Origin of the sequence: Streptomyces sp. NPDC017225 (assembly GCF_044331465.1) — a bacterium.
Taxonomy (GTDB): domain Bacteria; phylum Actinomycetota; class Actinomycetes; order Streptomycetales; family Streptomycetaceae; genus Streptomyces.
In genome coordinates, this window is record NZ_JBIRNE010000016.1 from 115261 (window position 1) to 129926 (window position 14666).

The window sequence follows — 14666 nt, forward strand, 5'->3', positions numbered from 1 at the left end:
GACTGGCGTCCGGCGTGTGGGTGGCTGGTCCTCACACCGAACGTGGCCGGACCGGCCCTGGGCGCGGCCCTGGTGGAACCGACCGGCCTCCGGATACCACTGCCCGCCCTGGGGCCCCTCCGTCGGCGACGGCGGTACCGCTCACCCGGCGGCCGGCGAACGCCGACGGCACCGCCTTCGGGCCGCCGTCGGTCACCGGCCCGACCACCGGCCCGGCCCGAGCCGCCCGGGGCCCGTGCGCACGGGCCCCGGGCCGCACCGCGGCGCGGCGCGTTCACCGCCCCGCGGCACCTTCACCGCTTCGCGAGCCCCGCCCGCACCGCCTCCAGATCTCCGTCCGACGCCAGCCCCGCGTGGTACAGCCGCAGTTCCGTCGCGCCCAGTTCACGCGCGCGTGCCGCGTCCTCGGCGAGGGTGTCCGGCCGGCCGCCCATGCCGGCGACCACGGTGAGGTTGGCGGCGAGGACGGTCCCGGCGCGGGCCTGCTCGGCGAACGGCGTCAGCGGGCCGGGGCCGCCCGTGCAGGGCACGACCACGCCGTCCGCGACGGACAGGATGTGCGCGGGGTCGACGCCGGCGTTGGCTCCGCAGTGGTAGGACACCGGGTCGGCGTGCAGCAGGACCTGGAAGCCGTCGGGCGCGGCGGCGCGGACGGCCGCGACCGCCGCCTCCTGGAGGGTGCGGGCGGTGTCGTCCCGCCACGCGCGCGTGGCGTTGGCCGGCGCCTCGCCGAGCAGCTTCTCCACACCCGCCCAGCCGCCGTCCGACGGGGCCGTCCCCCGCCACACCGGCTCCAGGGCGGCGCGTACGGCGGCGGCCAGTCCGTCGGGGTCGAGGCCCCCTGCGCCGTAGCCCGCCCGGCAGTGGGGGCAGAAGCACAGCGACATCAGGTACTGCCCGGCGTCCCCGAGGCCGACCCCGCCAGTCTTGTCGTGGGCGTGCAGGTGGGCCAGGCCGTACCAGCCGAGGGACTCCAGCTCGGTGCCGTGCGCCCCGGGCCGCACCGCGGCCTCCGCGGCCAGGTCGGTGAGGTACGCGCGCGTGGCGGGCTGGGCGACGCAGGGCGCCCAGGGGTAGCGGTCGCCGTAGGCGTTGACGACCGAGGTGTGCGGCTGTTCGGCGCCGAGGCGGGAGTTGTGGGCGAGGACGACCCAGGTGTGCACCTCCAGACCCGCCTCGGCGAGGGCCGCGGCGGCCTCGCCGTACGCGTCGCCGGGCGCCCAGTCACCGGCCTCGTACGGGCGCGGTTCGCGGCCTTCCCAGCGGGCGGTGTCCGGCGGGTAGAGGACGGCGGCGTGCTCGGCGGTGACGACGCGGTGACGCGGGTGGCGGGGGGTGAGGGCGCGGGTGGAGTGGTAGGCGGCGGCGAGCGTCACCTGCTCGACGCCGAGCCCCGCGACGAGCGCCGGCGCTTTCGGGTCGCCGTTGACGTCCCAGGGGTAGACGAACGCGGACGCCTTCACTCGCCGCCCTCCCCGTCGAGCAGCGCGTAGCCCCGTTCGATCACCTGGGCGAGTTGCTTCAGATGGTCCTCGGTCGGCTCCTGCAACGGCGGCCGCACCTCCCCCACGTCCAGCCCGCGCAGCCGTACGCCCGCCTTGACCAGGGCGACGGCGTACCCGCGGCCCTGTGCGCGCAGTTCGACGAAGGGCCGGTAGAAGCCGTCCAGCAGGCGGTGCACGGTGGCCTCGTCGCCCGAGCGGAGCGCCCGGTGGAAGGCGAGGGCGATCTCGGGGGCGAAGCAGAACGCGGCGGAGGAGTAGAGGGTGACGCCGAGCGCGCGGTAGGCGAGCTGGGTCTGCTCGGCGGTCGGCAGGCCGTTGAAGTAGAGGAAGCCGTCGTCTCCGGGCGCCTCGCCGTCGCCGGGCACCTCGGTACGCACGGCGCTGATCGTCCGCTGCATGAGGTCGAGGTCGCCGAGCCCGTCCTTGAGGCCGATGATGCCCTCCGTGCGGGCCAGTTCGGCGACGCTGCCCGGGGTGAACACGGCGTTGTCGCGCTGGTAGACGATCACGGGCAGGGCGGTCGCGGCGGCCACCTCCCGGTAGTGCCGCAGCAGTCCCTCCTGCCCGGCGACCACCAGGTACGGGGGCATGGCGAGCAGCCCGTCGGCCCCGGCCTCCTCGGCGAGGCGGGCGTAGCGCACGGCGAGGGCGGTGCCGTAGCCCGCGCCCGCCAGGACGGGCACCCGCCCGGCGGTCTCCTTGACGGCCGCCCGTACGCAGGACTGGAACTCCTCGGGGGTGAGGGCGTGGAACTCGCCGGTGCCGCAGCAGGCGAACACCGCGGCGGCTCCGGCCTCGACACCCCGGCGCACATGGGCGCGGTAGACGTCGAGGTCGACCTCGCCGCCGGGGCCGTACGGCGTGACGGGGAAGAACAGCGGACCGCTGGGTGCGGTGAGCCGGGCGGCGAGAGGGGCTGAGGTCACGGACGCTCCCCATTCCATATGTATGATCTGCGTCTACATTTCTGAACATCCTCACGCTAAGCCGCCCGACTGGCACCGTCAAGGAGTGCGACTCTTGACGGCTGACCACCGGTTCCTTAGCGTGTCCACGCATATGAACGTCAGCCGCCCATGCGTACGGTTGGCCGATTCAGAAGACCTACAGGAGACCTAGGAGTCCCGAGGATGCCCGCTCCCCGCACCGTCCTGCTCACCGGCGCCGCCGGCGGCCTCGGCACCCTGATGCGCGACCTGCTGCCCGACCACGGCTACGAGCTGCGCCTGCTCGACCTGCGCCCGATCGAGGGCGAACCGGACGCGATCGTCGCCGACCTCGCCGACCGGGCGGCCGTGCGCGAGGCGGTCCGCGGCGTCGACGCGATCATCCACCTCGCGGGCATCTCGCTGGAAGCCTCCTTCGAGAAGATCCTGAAGGCCAACATCGAGGGGACCTACAACCTCTACGAGGCCGCCCGCGAGGAGGGCGTCGGGCGTGTCGTCTTCGCCTCCTCCAACCACGCGGTCGGCTACACCCCGCGCCCCCAGGGGGACGATCCCCTCATCCCGATCGACACGCCGCGCCGTCCGGACACCTTCTACGGCCTGTCCAAGTGCTTCGGCGAGGACCTCGCCCAGCTCTACTGGGACAAGCACGGCATGGAGACCGTCTCCGTCCGCATCGGCTCCTGCTTCCCCGAGCCGACCAGCGTGCGCATGCTCTCGGTGTGGATGAGCCCCGCCGACGGCGCCCGCCTCTTCCACGCCGCCCTGACCGCCGAGAACGTCGGGCACACCGTCGTCCACGGCTCGTCCGCCAACACCCGCCTGTGGTGGGACCTCACCTCCGCGCGGGCGCTCGGTTACGCACCCGTGGACGACTCCGAGCCGTACGCCGACAAGCTCCTCGCCGAGCAGGGCGACCTCGGTCCGGACGACCCGGCACACGCCCGCCTGGGCGGTCACTTCGTGACCGACCCCCCGATCTGGCCGCACTGACCGGAACCGAGCGATCAAGCCGATCACGGAAGCGGACGGGCACCGAACGGGCCCGCCCGCTTCCGCATGCGGGCATCCGCACTGCCCGTTCCCACCCCGCGCGCCGCTGCCTTCCAGGTCCGCGACGGGCACCCGGCGACCGGAACGGGCACAAGCGGGCAGTATCGGGTCCGCGACAGACCTGTTCAGTGCCGCACGGCCGCTGTAGAACTTCCCCCAAGGGCCGAACGGGCCCGAACGGGCAAGGGCGCGGTGTGCGAGGCGGTGGGGCGGGTGTTCGACATGGACGCGAGGACGGCGGAAGAGCGCCGGCACGAGATCGTACGGATCGCCCGCGCCACCGGCTCGGTCGACGTCACCGCGCTCGCGGACGGCCTCGGCGTCGCCAAGGAGACCGTACGACGGGACCTGCGCGCCCTGGAGGACCACGGCCTGGTCCGCCGCACCCACGGCGGCGCCTACCCCGTGGAGAGCGCCGGCTTCGAGACCACGCTCGCCTTCCGCGCCACCAGCCACGTGCCCGAGAAGCGCCGGGTCGCCGCGGCGGCGGCCGACCTGCTCGGCGACGCGGAGACGGTCTTCGTCGACGAGGGCTTCACCCCGCGGCTCATCGCCGAGGCGCTGCCCCGGGACCGGCCGCTGACCGTGGTCACCGCGTCCCTGCCGGTGGCCGGGGCGCTCGCCGAGGCCGGCGACACCTCCGTCCTGCTGCTCGGTGGCCGGGTCCGCCCGGGCACCCTGGCCACCGTCGACCACTGGACGACGCAGATGCTGGCCGGCTTCGTCATCGACCTGGCGTACATCGGCGCCAACGGCATCTCCCGCGAGCACGGCCTCACCACCCCCGACCCGGCGGTCAGCGAGGTCAAGACCCAGGCGATCCGCGCCTCCCGCCGCGCCGTCTTCGCGGGCACGCACACCAAGTTCGGCGCGGTCAGCTTCTGCCGGTTCGCGGAGGTCGGCGCCCTGGAGGCGATCGTCACCAGCACGCTGCTGCCCACGGCCGAGGCCCACCGCTACTCACTGCTCGGCCCGCAGATCATCCGCGTCTGAGAAGCCGCCGACCGCGTCCGGGAACCGCCACCCTCGTCCGACAGACCGACTCACGTCCCCCAAGGGCACCCTCACACCCTCCCCTGCCCCATACCTCCCCATATGTTCAGGAGCGATCCATGCGAACCCAGAGCCGACGGAGGCCGCGAGCCACGCTCGCCATGGCCGCCGCAGGGACGCTGCTCGCCCCGCTGCTCACCGGCTGCTGGGTCGGCGCGGGCGGGGCCGGATCCGGCGGCGACTCCATCAACGTCCTGATGGTCAACAACCCGCAGATGGTCGAGCTCCAGAAGCTCACCGCGGACCACTTCACCGAAGAGACCGGCATCAAGGTGAACTTCACCGTCCTGCCGGAGAACGACGTCCGCGACAAGATCAGCCAGGACTTCGCCAACCAGGCCGGCCAGTACGACGTCGCCACCCTCTCCAACTACGAGATACCGATCTACGCCCGCAACGAGTGGCTGCGGCCGATGGACACCTACGTCGCCCAGGACCCGGCGTACGACGAGAAGGACATCCTGGGGCCGATGCGCGAGTCCCTCACCGGCGACGACGGCAAGCTCTACGGCCAGCCCTTCTACGGCGAGTCGTCCTTCCTGATGTACCGCAAGGACGTGTTCGAGAAGGAGGGCCTGACGATGCCCGAGCACCCCACCTGGACCCAGGTGGGCGAGCTGGCCGCCGAACTCGACGGGGCCGAGCCGGACATGAAGGGCATCTGCCTGCGCGGGCTGCCCGGCTGGGGCGAGCTGATGGCACCCCTGACGACGGTCGTGAACACCTTCGGCGGCACCTGGTTCGACACGGACTGGCAGGCGCGCCTCGACTCCCCCGAGTGGGAGAAGGCGACGAAGTTCTACGTCGACCTCGTCCGCGAGCACGGGCAGTCCGGCGCCGCCCAGTCCGGCTTCGCCGAGTGCCTGAACAACATCACGCAGGGCAACGTCGCCATGTGGTACGACGCCACCTCCGCGGCCGGCTCACTGGAGTCGGCGAACTCCCCCGTCAAGGGCAGGATGGGCTACGCGCCCGCCCCCGTGGAGAAGACCGAGTCCGCCGGCTGGCTCTACACCTGGGCGTGGGGCATCCAGAAGGCCTCCCGCAACGCCGACAAGGCCTGGGAGTTCGTCTCCTGGGCGTCCGGCAAGGAGTACGAGCAGCTCGTCGGCGACCAGGTCGGCTGGTCCGACGTCCCGGCCGGCAAGCGCGCCTCGACGTACGAGAACCCGGACTACGTCAAGGAGGCCGCCGCCTTCCAGGAGATGACCCGGGAGGCCATCGAGGGCGCCAGGCCGAACGACCCCGGCGTGCAGCCACGCCCCGCGCCCGGCATCCAGTTCGTCGGCATCCCCGAGTTCACCGACCTCGGCACCCAGGTCTCCCAGGAGATCAGCGCGGCCATCGCCGGACGCCAGTCCGTCGAGGAGGCCCTGGAGAAGTCCCAGCAGCTCGCCGAGAAGATCTCCGAGGAGTACGAGGGACGATGACCGCCACGACAACGGCCCCCTCGGCCGCACCCGACCACTCCCGCCCCACCGTCCGTCCGCCGTCCTCCCGACTGCGGGCCTGGGCCACCCGGGCGCCCCTCCTCCCCGCCCTGATCTTCATGATCGTGGTCACCCAGCTGCCCTTCGTGGCGACCCTGGTGATCTCCTTCTTCGACTGGAACGCCCTCTACCCGGACGCCCGCGCCTTCACCGGCTTCGCCAACTACGGCGACGTCCTCAGCGACCCGGACATGCGCCGGTCGGTGTGGACGACGATCCTGCTGACGGTGGCCGTGGTCCTGGTCAGCCTGGTCCTCGGCCTGGCGCTCGCCCTGCTGCTGGACCGCAGGTTCAAGGGCCGGGGCCTGGTCCGCACCCTGCTGATCGCCCCGTTCCTCGTCGTCCCGGTGGCGGCCGCCCTGCTCTGGAAGCACGTCCTGTACAACCCGGAGTACGGCCTGCTCAACGGCCTGCTGCACTACGTCGGCGGGCCGCAGCCGGACTGGATCTCGAACACCCCGCTGCTCGCCATCGAGGCCTCACTGGTGTGGCAGTGGACGCCCTTCATGATGCTCATCCTGCTGGCCGGCCTGCAGAGCCGGGACCAGCAGCAGATGGAGGCGGCCCGGGTGGACGGCGCGAGCGACTGGCAGATCTTCGTCCACCTCACCCTGCCCCACCTGCGCCGCTACCTGGAGCTCGGCGCCCTGCTCGGCTCCATCTACATCGTCCAGAACTTCGACGCGGTCTTCACCATCACGTCCGGCGGCCTGGGCACGGCCAACCTGCCCTACACCGTCTACCAGACCTTCTACCAGGCCCACGAGAACGGCCTCGCCTCGGCCGCGGGCGTCCTGGTCGTCATCGGCTCGATCATCATCGCCACCTTCGCGCTGCGCGTGGTGTCGTCCCTGTTCCGCGAGGAGGTCGGCCGCGCATGAGCGCCACCGCCGTACGACCCGCCGCCACCGGCACCACCGGTGACAAGCCCGCGCGAGCCCGCCGCAAGGCGGGTGCCGGCCTGGGCCTGGTGGCCTGGCTGGCCGGAATCGTCTTCTTCCTGCCCATCGCCTGGATGGCGCTCACCTCCTTCCACTCGGAGGAGGACGCGGCCACCAACCCGCCCTCCTTCGCGGCGTCGCTGACCCTGGACGGCTACCGCGAGTTCTTCGGCGCGGGCGGTGGCGCGAGCCCCTGGCCGTCGCTGATCAACTCGGCGGTGGCGTCGATCGCGTCGACCCTGTTCGTCCTGGTCCTGGCCCTGCCCGCCGCGTACGCGCTCTCCATCCGCCCGGTGCGGAAGTGGACGGACGTCCTGTTCTTCTTCCTCTCCACCAAGATGCTGCCGGTGGTGGCCGGCCTGCTGCCGATCTACCTGTTCGCCAAGAACACCGACATGCTGGACAACATCTGGCTGCTGGTCATCCTCTACACCTCCATGAACCTGCCGATCGCGGTCTGGATGATGCAGTCCTTCCTGGCCGAGGTCCCGGTCGCGATCATCGAGGCGGCCCGCGTGGACGGCGCGAGGCTGCCGACGATCCTGACCCGGGTGGTCGCGCCGATCGCTCTGCCCGGCATCGCCGCGACCTCCCTCATCTGTTTCATCTTCAGCTGGAACGAACTGCTCTTCGCCCGGGTGCTGACGGGCGTGGTCGCCGAGACCGCCCCCGTCTTCCTGACCGGCTTCATCACCAGCCAGGGCCTCTTCCTGGCCAAGGTGTGCGCCGCGTCGCTCGTCATCTCCCTGCCGGTGCTCGCCGCGGGGTTCGCCGCCCAGGACAAACTGGTCCAGGGCCTGTCGCTTGGAGCCGTGAAATGAAGGCCGCCGTCATCGAGTCCGTGGGCCGCGCCGTCGTCACCGAGGTGCCGGACCCGACGCCAGGGCCGCGCGAGGTCGTCGTGGAGGTCGCCGCCTGCGGCCTGTGCGGCACCGACCTGCACATCCTCCAGGGCGAGTTCGCGCCCAAGCTCCCGATCGTGCCGGGCCACGAGTTCGCCGGCGAGGTGGTCGGCGTCGGCGACCGGGTCACGGAGGTGTCCGTCGGCGACCAGGTCGCGGTCGACCCGTCCCTGTACTGCTACGAGTGCCGCTACTGCCGCACCGGCCACAACAACCTCTGCGAACGCTGGGCGGCCATCGGCGTGACGACGGCCGGCGGCGCCGCGAAGTACGCGGTGGCCCCCGTGGCCAACTGCGTGAAGCTCCCCGAGCACGTCCGCACCCAGGACGCGGCGCTGATCGAACCCCTGTCCTGCGCCGTCCGCGGCTACGACGTCCTCCAGTCCCGGCTCGGCTCCCACGTCCTGATCTACGGCTCCGGCACGATGGGCCTGATGATGCTGGAGCTGGCCAAGCGGACCGGCGCGGCCAGCGTGGACATGGTCGACCTCAACCCGGCCCGCCTGGAGACCGCCCGCGGCCTCGGCGTCTCGGCCTCCGCCGCGACCCCCGACGAGCTGGACCGCCCCCAGGGCTGGGACCTCGTCATCGACGCGACGGGCAACGCGGCGGCCATCCAGGACGGCCTGGACCGGGTCGCCAAGGCGGGCACCTTCCTCCAGTTCGGCGTGGCCGACTACGCGACCCGGGTGCGGATCGACCCGTACCGCATCTACAACCAGGAGATCACCATCACCGGCTCGATGGCGGTCCTGCACAGCTACGAACGCGCGGCCGAACTCTTCGCGAACGGCGTCCTGGACCCGGACGTCTTCATCAGCGACCGCCTCCCGCTGGACCGCTACCCCGAGGCACTGGAGCAGTTCGCGGCGGGGGTGGGCAGGAAGATCGTGGTCGTGCCGTGAAGAAGTAGTCCGTCCGGCGGCGGGGGCGAAAACCCCTGGGTGAGCGACACCCCCGCCCCCTACCATCCCGACATGCCCCAACCGAACGGCTTCGCCTACACCGCCACATCGACCGGCACCGTCCACATCACCCACCACAACCGCCCCGCCACCACCCTCAACGGCTCCCGAGCGGCCCGCTTCCTCGAAGAGGTCTCGGCAGGCGACCCCCAACTGGTGATGGCCCGCTGGACCGGCAACTACCGACACGGCAACGAACGCGCCGCCCGCGACCACCCCCGAAACCGCCGCTGACCACCCCCCACCAGCCGCTGACCCGATTGGCCCCCGGGTAAGGGAACGGTAAAACGCCCTCGCTCGTTCACCCGGCATGACAGCTATGACCCCCGGCTCGAACATCCCCCTCTCCGCCGCCCGCGTGACGGTGGACGTCGCCGCGCCCGTGCGGCTCGACGTATCGGGCCTGCTGCTCACCGCCGACGGCAAGGTGCGCTCCGACGACGACTTCATCTTCTACAACCAGCCCACCGGCCAGGGCGTGACCTACCGCTCCGGCGGCGGCACCGCCCCGGACGCGATCGTGGTCGACACCTCCGCCGTCCCGCCGGGCATCGAGAAGATCGTCGTCACCGCCAGCCCGGACGCCGCCGGGCAGACCTTCCAGGGCATCGAACCGACAGCCACCATCCGCAACGCGGACGACAACTCCGTCCTCGCCTCCTTCACGCCCCCGCAGCTCGGCGCCGAGACCGCGCTGGTGATCGTCGAGGTCTACCTGCGCAACGGCGCCTGGAAGGCCCGCGCGGTCGGCCAGGGCTACTCCAACGGCCTGGCCGGCATCGCGACCGACTTCGGCGTCTCGGTGGAGGAGCCCGCCGCACCGGCCGCACCGGCGGCCCAGCCGGCCACCCCGCCGGCCCCGCAGCGGTCCCAGGCGGCCACCCCGCCGCCCCCGCCCGCCGCCGCGCCGACGATGCCCTCCGCTCCCGCCGCGGCACCGGCCGCACCGGCCGCGCCCGCCCCGGGCGCCGGCAAGATCAACCTCGACAAGGGCCGGGTCAACCTCCAGAAGAACCAGACCGTCTCCCTGGTCAAGGGCGGCCGGCCGATGCTCTCCCAGGTCAAGATGGGCCTCGGCTGGGAACCGGCGTACCGCGGCAAGGACATCGACCTGGACGCGTCGGTCATCGCGTACGGCCCGCAGCGCAACCACATCGACAGCTGCTACTTCGGCAAGCTCCAGATCGTGGGCGGCGCCATCAAGCACTCCGGTGACAACCTCACCGGCGAGGGCGGCGGCGACGACGAGGTGATCGCCGTCGACCTGGGCCGGCTTCCGCAGGAGGTCAGCGGCCTGGTCTTCACGGTCAACTCGTTCACCGGCCAGAAGTTCACGGAGGTCGCCAAGGCCTACTGCCGCCTCCTGGACGCCGCGACCGGTGAGGAACTGGTCCGCTTCGACCTCACCAGCGCCGAGCCGCAGACCGGCGTGATGATGGCGAAGCTGATCCGCCAGTACTCGGGCGAGTGGGAGATGACCGCCATCGGCGACTTCGTCAAGTCCCGCACGGTCAAGGGCATGGTGAAGCCGGCGGCCAAGGCCCTGTAGCCGGCCGGGTGCGAGGGCGCTCCCCTGCCGGGAGCGCCCTCACGCCCGCAGCCCGTGCCACACCAGCGACAGATACCGCCGGACGGACCCTCCCGGCTCCCCCCGCGTCGACTCGGCCGCCGTCACCACCCCGTGCACCAGACGCAGCACCTCGATCGGCTCGACGTCCCGCCGCAGCGCCCCCGCGTCCTGCGCGGCCCGGACCAGCCGCGTCACCGCGCCCCGCACGCAGTCGCCGCACGACGCCCGGCCCGCCGCCGGGCCACCGGCCTCGACGGCCGTGTCCAGCAGCGCCCTGAGCCCTCGTACCTGGAGCATCCCGCCGGCGAGTTCGTCGAGCCACGCGATCAGGGCCTCACCCGGCGCCAGCTCCCCCGCGATGACGTCCGCACGCGCCGCGATCGCCTCGATCCGCTCCAGGTAGGCGGCCTCCAGCAACGCCCACCGCGTCGGGAAATGCCGGTACAGCGTGCCGACGCCGACCCCCGCGCGTTTGGCGATGTCGTCCAGTGAGGCACCCTCGCCGTGCTCGGCGAAGGCCTGTGCCGCCACCACGAGCAACCGCTCCCGATTACGCCGGGCGTCCGCACGCATGGGCCTGCCCCGCGCCATCCCGTCACTCCCCGCCCACCAGGCAACCTTGCGCGCACCCTACCGCGCGGGCCCGGCGACCCGGCCCGTGCTCCCCGCGCGGGGAGTGCGGGCCGGCCGTCGGCTCAGGCCGCCCAGGGCCAGTCGGCGTCCCGGGCGGCTTCGAGCAGCGGAACCATCCGGAAAGCCGCGTCCGTCAGGCCTCCGAAGGTGTGCCGGCAGGCCTTGCCCGACGGACCGTGGCCCGCCCGGTGTCCGGCCAGGTTCCAGGTGTAGACCGGCACGTGCTTTGGAACCTGCTCGGTCGGGTCGCCGTGCCGGCTGTGCGCGTACTGCTCGTCGGTGACGATCAGCACCCGGTCGTGCTTCCTGTAGTGCCGGCGGACCGCTTCGGTCGTGTCGGTGCCGCCGAGGTCACCGAAGCGCTCCAGGACCTTCAGCACCGACTCGCCCTTGCGGTACTTCACGCGGTCGCTCGACGTACCGAACTCGACGAGGTCCGCGTCCGCCGCCCGCAGCGCGAGCGCCGTGCCGAAGACCGCCGCCGCGTCAGCCCGGTTGAGCTCCGAGCGGTCCGACATCCGCGAGTAGAACATCGAGCCCGAGCGGTCCACGAGGACCAGCGTCCGGCCGGGCAGCGCGGGCACGTTGGCCAGCGAGTGGCCGAGCGCCTGCTCCAGCGGGTACGCCCAGCGCAGCGACGGCGCGTGCCGGTACGCGGCGAGGTAGCGGAAGGGGAACTGCCGCGAGCGCGCCACCTGGGCCGGGTCGCTGATCCGGGCCGCCACCCGCGCCGCGACCTCGTCGGACACGCCGGCCTCGTCGAAGTTGCGCAGGTTGCGGGTCAGTGCCATCGCCCCCATGGACGGGATCACCGCCTCCCAGGCCGCCCTGTCCATCGGCCCCTGGAGCCAGCCGGCCAGCGTCTCCCACGTCATGCCCGCCGCCGCGAGCCGCTCGGCGGCGTCGGGCGCCGTGACGACCGCTCGCCGCCGGTCGACGGGCAGTGCCATCAGCTCGCGGTGCGCGGTCAGGACGCGGTTCGATGCGGGCGGCACCGCGGTGTCCGGGTTGTGTCGGCGGTCGAGGGCGTACTCGAACAGCTCCCCCTGCCACGGCTTGTCCGGGTCGGGCGCCGCGTGCACCAGGTTGAGGATGTCGCCGAAGCGGTAGCCCTTGGCCGCGGTGTCGTACTTCAGCAGCGACTTGCCGTGGTAGAGCCGCCGTACGGCGTCGGCGACCCCCCGCTTGACCGGCTTGGGCACGGCGCGGCCGTACGTCGACGTCCAGTACGCGAGCAGTTCGCCGGGCTCGTCGGGGCGCTGGAGGACGGAGGCGACGACCTGCCGGTTCGTCGGGCCGTCGGTGGCACCGGCGTCGAGGCGGGCCTTGACGTACTCGGCGGCGCCGACGACCGACGCGGTGCGCAGGTTGCCCTCGCCGCGCAGCCAGCCGAGCAGACCGGCCGTCCACGACGGGTCGGTGACGGCGAGCTCACGCACGAGCGCGGCGAACCGGTCGTCGCGGGCGGCGCCCGTCTCGTAGAAGGTCTGCTGCGAGACGAAGTTGGCCACCGAGAGCAGAAAGAGCTCGGAGCGCGCGTCGCGCTCGTGGCCCCGGCCGCCCTCGTAGGTGCGCAGTACGCGTCCCGTCGACGTCACACGCGAGGTGGGCCGTGCCTTCGCGGCCTTGGTGTTGAATCGCGCCATGGTGAATTCCCCCGAATTCGTTTCGGTGGGAGGGCGCGGCGGACGAGAGGGTGCCCGAGGTCGGAGTCGGCGACGGGAACATACGGATGCTCTGCCATTTGAGCTACACCGACCGAGGCCGGTGACGGGACTCGAACCCGCAACCGTCCGGCGAAGGAAGTATCCGCTGCCTGCGCACCGGGCACCCGTCATCTGCCGCGCCTCCCGAGATCAGGTCGGCGGCGGCTTTGAATTCGATCACAACGAAGTAGCCGCGGCCCGCGCACCGGGAGGTGCGTGAAGTCGTAGATGTCCAGAGTTCAGGTCGGCGGAACCGACAAGGTGCTCTAACCCCTGAGCTACACCGGCGCGTTGTGCCGGTGACGGGACTCGAACCCGTGGCCGCCCCATTATGAGTGGAAGTAGGTCCTGCCTTCGCACCTGGACGTTCATCACTCTAAAAGGGCGGCCGTCGCTCGGGCGAGCGAATTGTTCACCGGCGCTTCTGCCGCTTCCAGGGCCCGGTGATCGCCAGCATGATGCCGGGGTCCTGGATGTTGGCGTAGAGGGTCTTCCCGTCGGGCGAGAAGGTGACGCCGGTGAACTCGCTGTACTCGGGGTCGTCCTCGCTGCCGACGTTCAGGTCGTTGCGGGCGATGGGGTAGGTGCGTCCGCTGTCGGTGGCGCCGAACAGGTGCTGGACGCCGTCGCCGTCCTCGGCGATGACCAGGCCGCCGTACGGGGAGACGGTGATGTTGTCGGGGCCGTCGAAGGCGCCGTCGGCGGACGGGTCGGGGTTGACGCCGAGGAGGACCTTCAGGGTGAGGGTGCGCCGCTTGGGGTCGTAGAACCAGACCTGGCCGTCGTGCGGCCGGCCGGGGCTCTCGTCACGGGCGAAGGAGGAGACGATGTAGGCGCCGCCGTCGGCCCACCACATGCCCTCCAGCTTGCGGGCCCGGGTGACCTGTCCGTCGGTGAACTGCTTGCGCACGGAGGTGGTCCGCGCGTCGCGGTCGGGGACGTCGATCCAGTCGACGCCGTAGACGGTGCCGGTCCTCGTCGCGCGGGAGAGGTCGTCGACGAACCTGCCGCCGGAGTCGAAGCACTTGGCGGCCTGGAGGGTCCCGGCGTCGTCGGCGAGGGTGCGCAGCCGGCCGCGTCCGTGCCGGAAGCCCTCCGGCGGGGCCCAGCGGTAGAGGAGGCCGTTGGGGCCGGAGGCGTCCTCGGTGAGGTAGGCATGGCCGCGCCTGGGGTCGATGACGACGGCCTCGTGGGCGTAGCGGCCCAGTGCCTTGATCGGCTTGGGGTCGCGGTTGGCGCGCCGGTCGGCGGGGTCGACCTCGAAGACGTAGCCGTGGTCCTTGGTCATCCCCTCCTCGCCGGCCTTGTCCTCGGTCTCCTCGCAGGTGAGCCAGGTGCCCCACGAGGTGCTGCCGCCCGCGCAGTTGGTGGCGGTGCCGGCGATGCCGACCCACTCGGCGACGTGCCCGCCGCGGCGGACCTCGACGACGGTGCAGCCGCCGGCGGCGGCCGGGTCGTAGACGAGGCCCTCGGTGAGCGGGACGGGGTGGGGCCAGTCGTCGCGGTGGCCGCCGAGTTCGTGGTTGTTGACCAGGAGGGTGGTGCCGCGCGGGCCGTCGAAGGCGGCGGTGCCGTCGTGGTTGGACGGGGTGTACTCGCCCGACTCCAGCCTGGTCCGGCCGCAGTAGGTGATGATCTCGTACCGGAAGCCGGCGGGCAGGGCGAGGATGCCGTCCGGGTCGGGGAGCAGGGGTCCGTAACCGACCCCGCCGTGGTCGTGCCCGTGGCCGCGGCCGTGCTCCTCCCCCGCGCTCTCGGTGTCCGTGGACGCGAGGGCGTGGGGAGCGGTGGCGAGGGCGCCGACGCTGCCCGCCAGTACGACTCCGGCACCGGTGAGCGCAGATCGACTGGCGAAGTCCCTGCGGGTGAGCGACATGGTGTCTCCTGTGACGGTGGGCGTG

Annotated in this window: 13 protein-coding genes and 1 tRNA gene; 8 read left to right on the forward strand and 6 right to left on the reverse strand. The window is 72.2% G+C overall.

The genetic code is table 11. From position 1 onward, the window contains the following. Nucleotides 1-293: 293 nt before the first annotated feature. Together ACH4NX_RS29250 and ACH4NX_RS29255 are read right to left on the reverse strand one after the other, a co-directional pair. Nucleotides 294-1463, reverse strand: coding sequence for a hypothetical protein (locus ACH4NX_RS29250; protein WP_351399167.1), 1170 nt, complete (start codon nt 1461-1463; stop codon nt 294-296). Further along, nucleotides 1460-2431, reverse strand: coding sequence for a 5-dehydro-4-deoxyglucarate dehydratase (locus ACH4NX_RS29255; protein WP_351399165.1), 972 nt, complete (start codon nt 2429-2431; stop codon nt 1460-1462). Before ACH4NX_RS29255 ends, ACH4NX_RS29250 begins: the two co-directional genes overlap by 4 nt. A gap of 204 nt (nt 2432-2635) precedes the next feature. Here ACH4NX_RS29255 and ACH4NX_RS29260 point away from each other — a divergent pair, with 204 nt between their 5' ends. The 8 genes from ACH4NX_RS29260 to ACH4NX_RS29295 all read left to right on the forward strand — a co-directional run bounded on the left by ACH4NX_RS29260 (nt 2636) and on the right by ACH4NX_RS29295 (nt 10405). After that, the gene (locus ACH4NX_RS29260; protein WP_398129398.1) at nt 2636-3445 is read left to right on the forward strand and encodes an NAD-dependent epimerase/dehydratase family protein; all 810 of its coding nucleotides are present in this window, start codon (nt 2636-2638) and stop codon (nt 3443-3445) included. A gap of 282 nt (nt 3446-3727) precedes the next feature. Beyond that, nucleotides 3728-4498: a DeoR/GlpR family DNA-binding transcription regulator gene (locus ACH4NX_RS29265; RefSeq protein WP_398129399.1), complete on the forward strand. Its 771-nt coding sequence runs from the start codon at nt 3728-3730 to the stop codon at nt 4496-4498. Nucleotides 4499-4617: 119 nt separating this feature from the next. Further along, the gene (locus ACH4NX_RS29270) at nt 4618-5988 is read left to right on the forward strand and encodes an ABC transporter substrate-binding protein (RefSeq protein WP_398129400.1); all 1371 of its coding nucleotides are present in this window, start codon (nt 4618-4620) and stop codon (nt 5986-5988) included. Continuing rightward, nucleotides 5985-6929: a sugar ABC transporter permease gene (locus ACH4NX_RS29275; protein ID WP_345590660.1), complete on the forward strand. Its 945-nt coding sequence runs from the start codon at nt 5985-5987 to the stop codon at nt 6927-6929. Before ACH4NX_RS29270 ends, ACH4NX_RS29275 begins: the two co-directional genes overlap by 4 nt. Then, entirely contained in the window at nt 6926-7810 is an 885-nt protein-coding gene (locus ACH4NX_RS29280) for a carbohydrate ABC transporter permease (protein WP_398129401.1), read from the forward strand. The genes ACH4NX_RS29275 and ACH4NX_RS29280 overlap by 4 nt, the downstream gene beginning before the upstream one ends. Further along, nucleotides 7807-8796, forward strand: coding sequence for a zinc-dependent alcohol dehydrogenase family protein (locus ACH4NX_RS29285; protein ID WP_351399153.1), 990 nt, complete (start codon nt 7807-7809; stop codon nt 8794-8796). Before ACH4NX_RS29280 ends, ACH4NX_RS29285 begins: the two co-directional genes overlap by 4 nt. Before the next feature lie 72 nt (nt 8797-8868). Continuing rightward, entirely contained in the window at nt 8869-9090 is a 222-nt protein-coding gene (locus tag ACH4NX_RS29290) for a hypothetical protein (protein WP_351399151.1), read from the forward strand. Between the two features lie 85 nt (nt 9091-9175). After that, on the forward strand, nt 9176-10405 hold the full coding sequence (locus ACH4NX_RS29295) for a TerD family protein (RefSeq protein WP_398129410.1): 1230 nt from the start codon (nt 9176-9178) through the stop codon (nt 10403-10405). Nucleotides 10406-10444: 39 nt separating this feature from the next. Here ACH4NX_RS29295 and ACH4NX_RS29300 read toward each other — a convergent pair whose 3' ends face one another. The 4 genes from ACH4NX_RS29300 to ACH4NX_RS29315 all read right to left on the reverse strand — a co-directional run bounded on the left by ACH4NX_RS29300 (nt 10445) and on the right by ACH4NX_RS29315 (nt 14641). Beyond that, nucleotides 10445-11017 (reverse strand): helix-turn-helix domain-containing protein, encoded by a 573-nt coding sequence (locus tag ACH4NX_RS29300; protein ID WP_351399149.1) that lies wholly within the window; start codon nt 11015-11017, stop codon nt 10445-10447. A 104-nt stretch (nt 11018-11121) separates the two neighbouring features. Beyond that, nucleotides 11122-12705 carry a TROVE domain-containing protein gene (locus tag ACH4NX_RS29305; protein ID WP_351399147.1) on the reverse strand — a complete coding sequence of 528 codons (1584 nt, stop codon included), beginning with the start codon at nt 12703-12705 and terminating at the stop codon, nt 11122-11124. Nucleotides 12706-13059: 354 nt separating this feature from the next. Next, nucleotides 13060-13185: transfer RNA gene (locus ACH4NX_RS29310), tRNA-Met, on the reverse strand. Next, nucleotides 13178-14641 carry an alkaline phosphatase PhoX gene (locus tag ACH4NX_RS29315; protein ID WP_351399145.1) on the reverse strand — a complete coding sequence of 488 codons (1464 nt, stop codon included), beginning with the start codon at nt 14639-14641 and terminating at the stop codon, nt 13178-13180. Before ACH4NX_RS29315 ends, ACH4NX_RS29310 begins: the two co-directional genes overlap by 8 nt. Between the last annotated feature and the right edge of the window lie 25 nt (nt 14642-14666).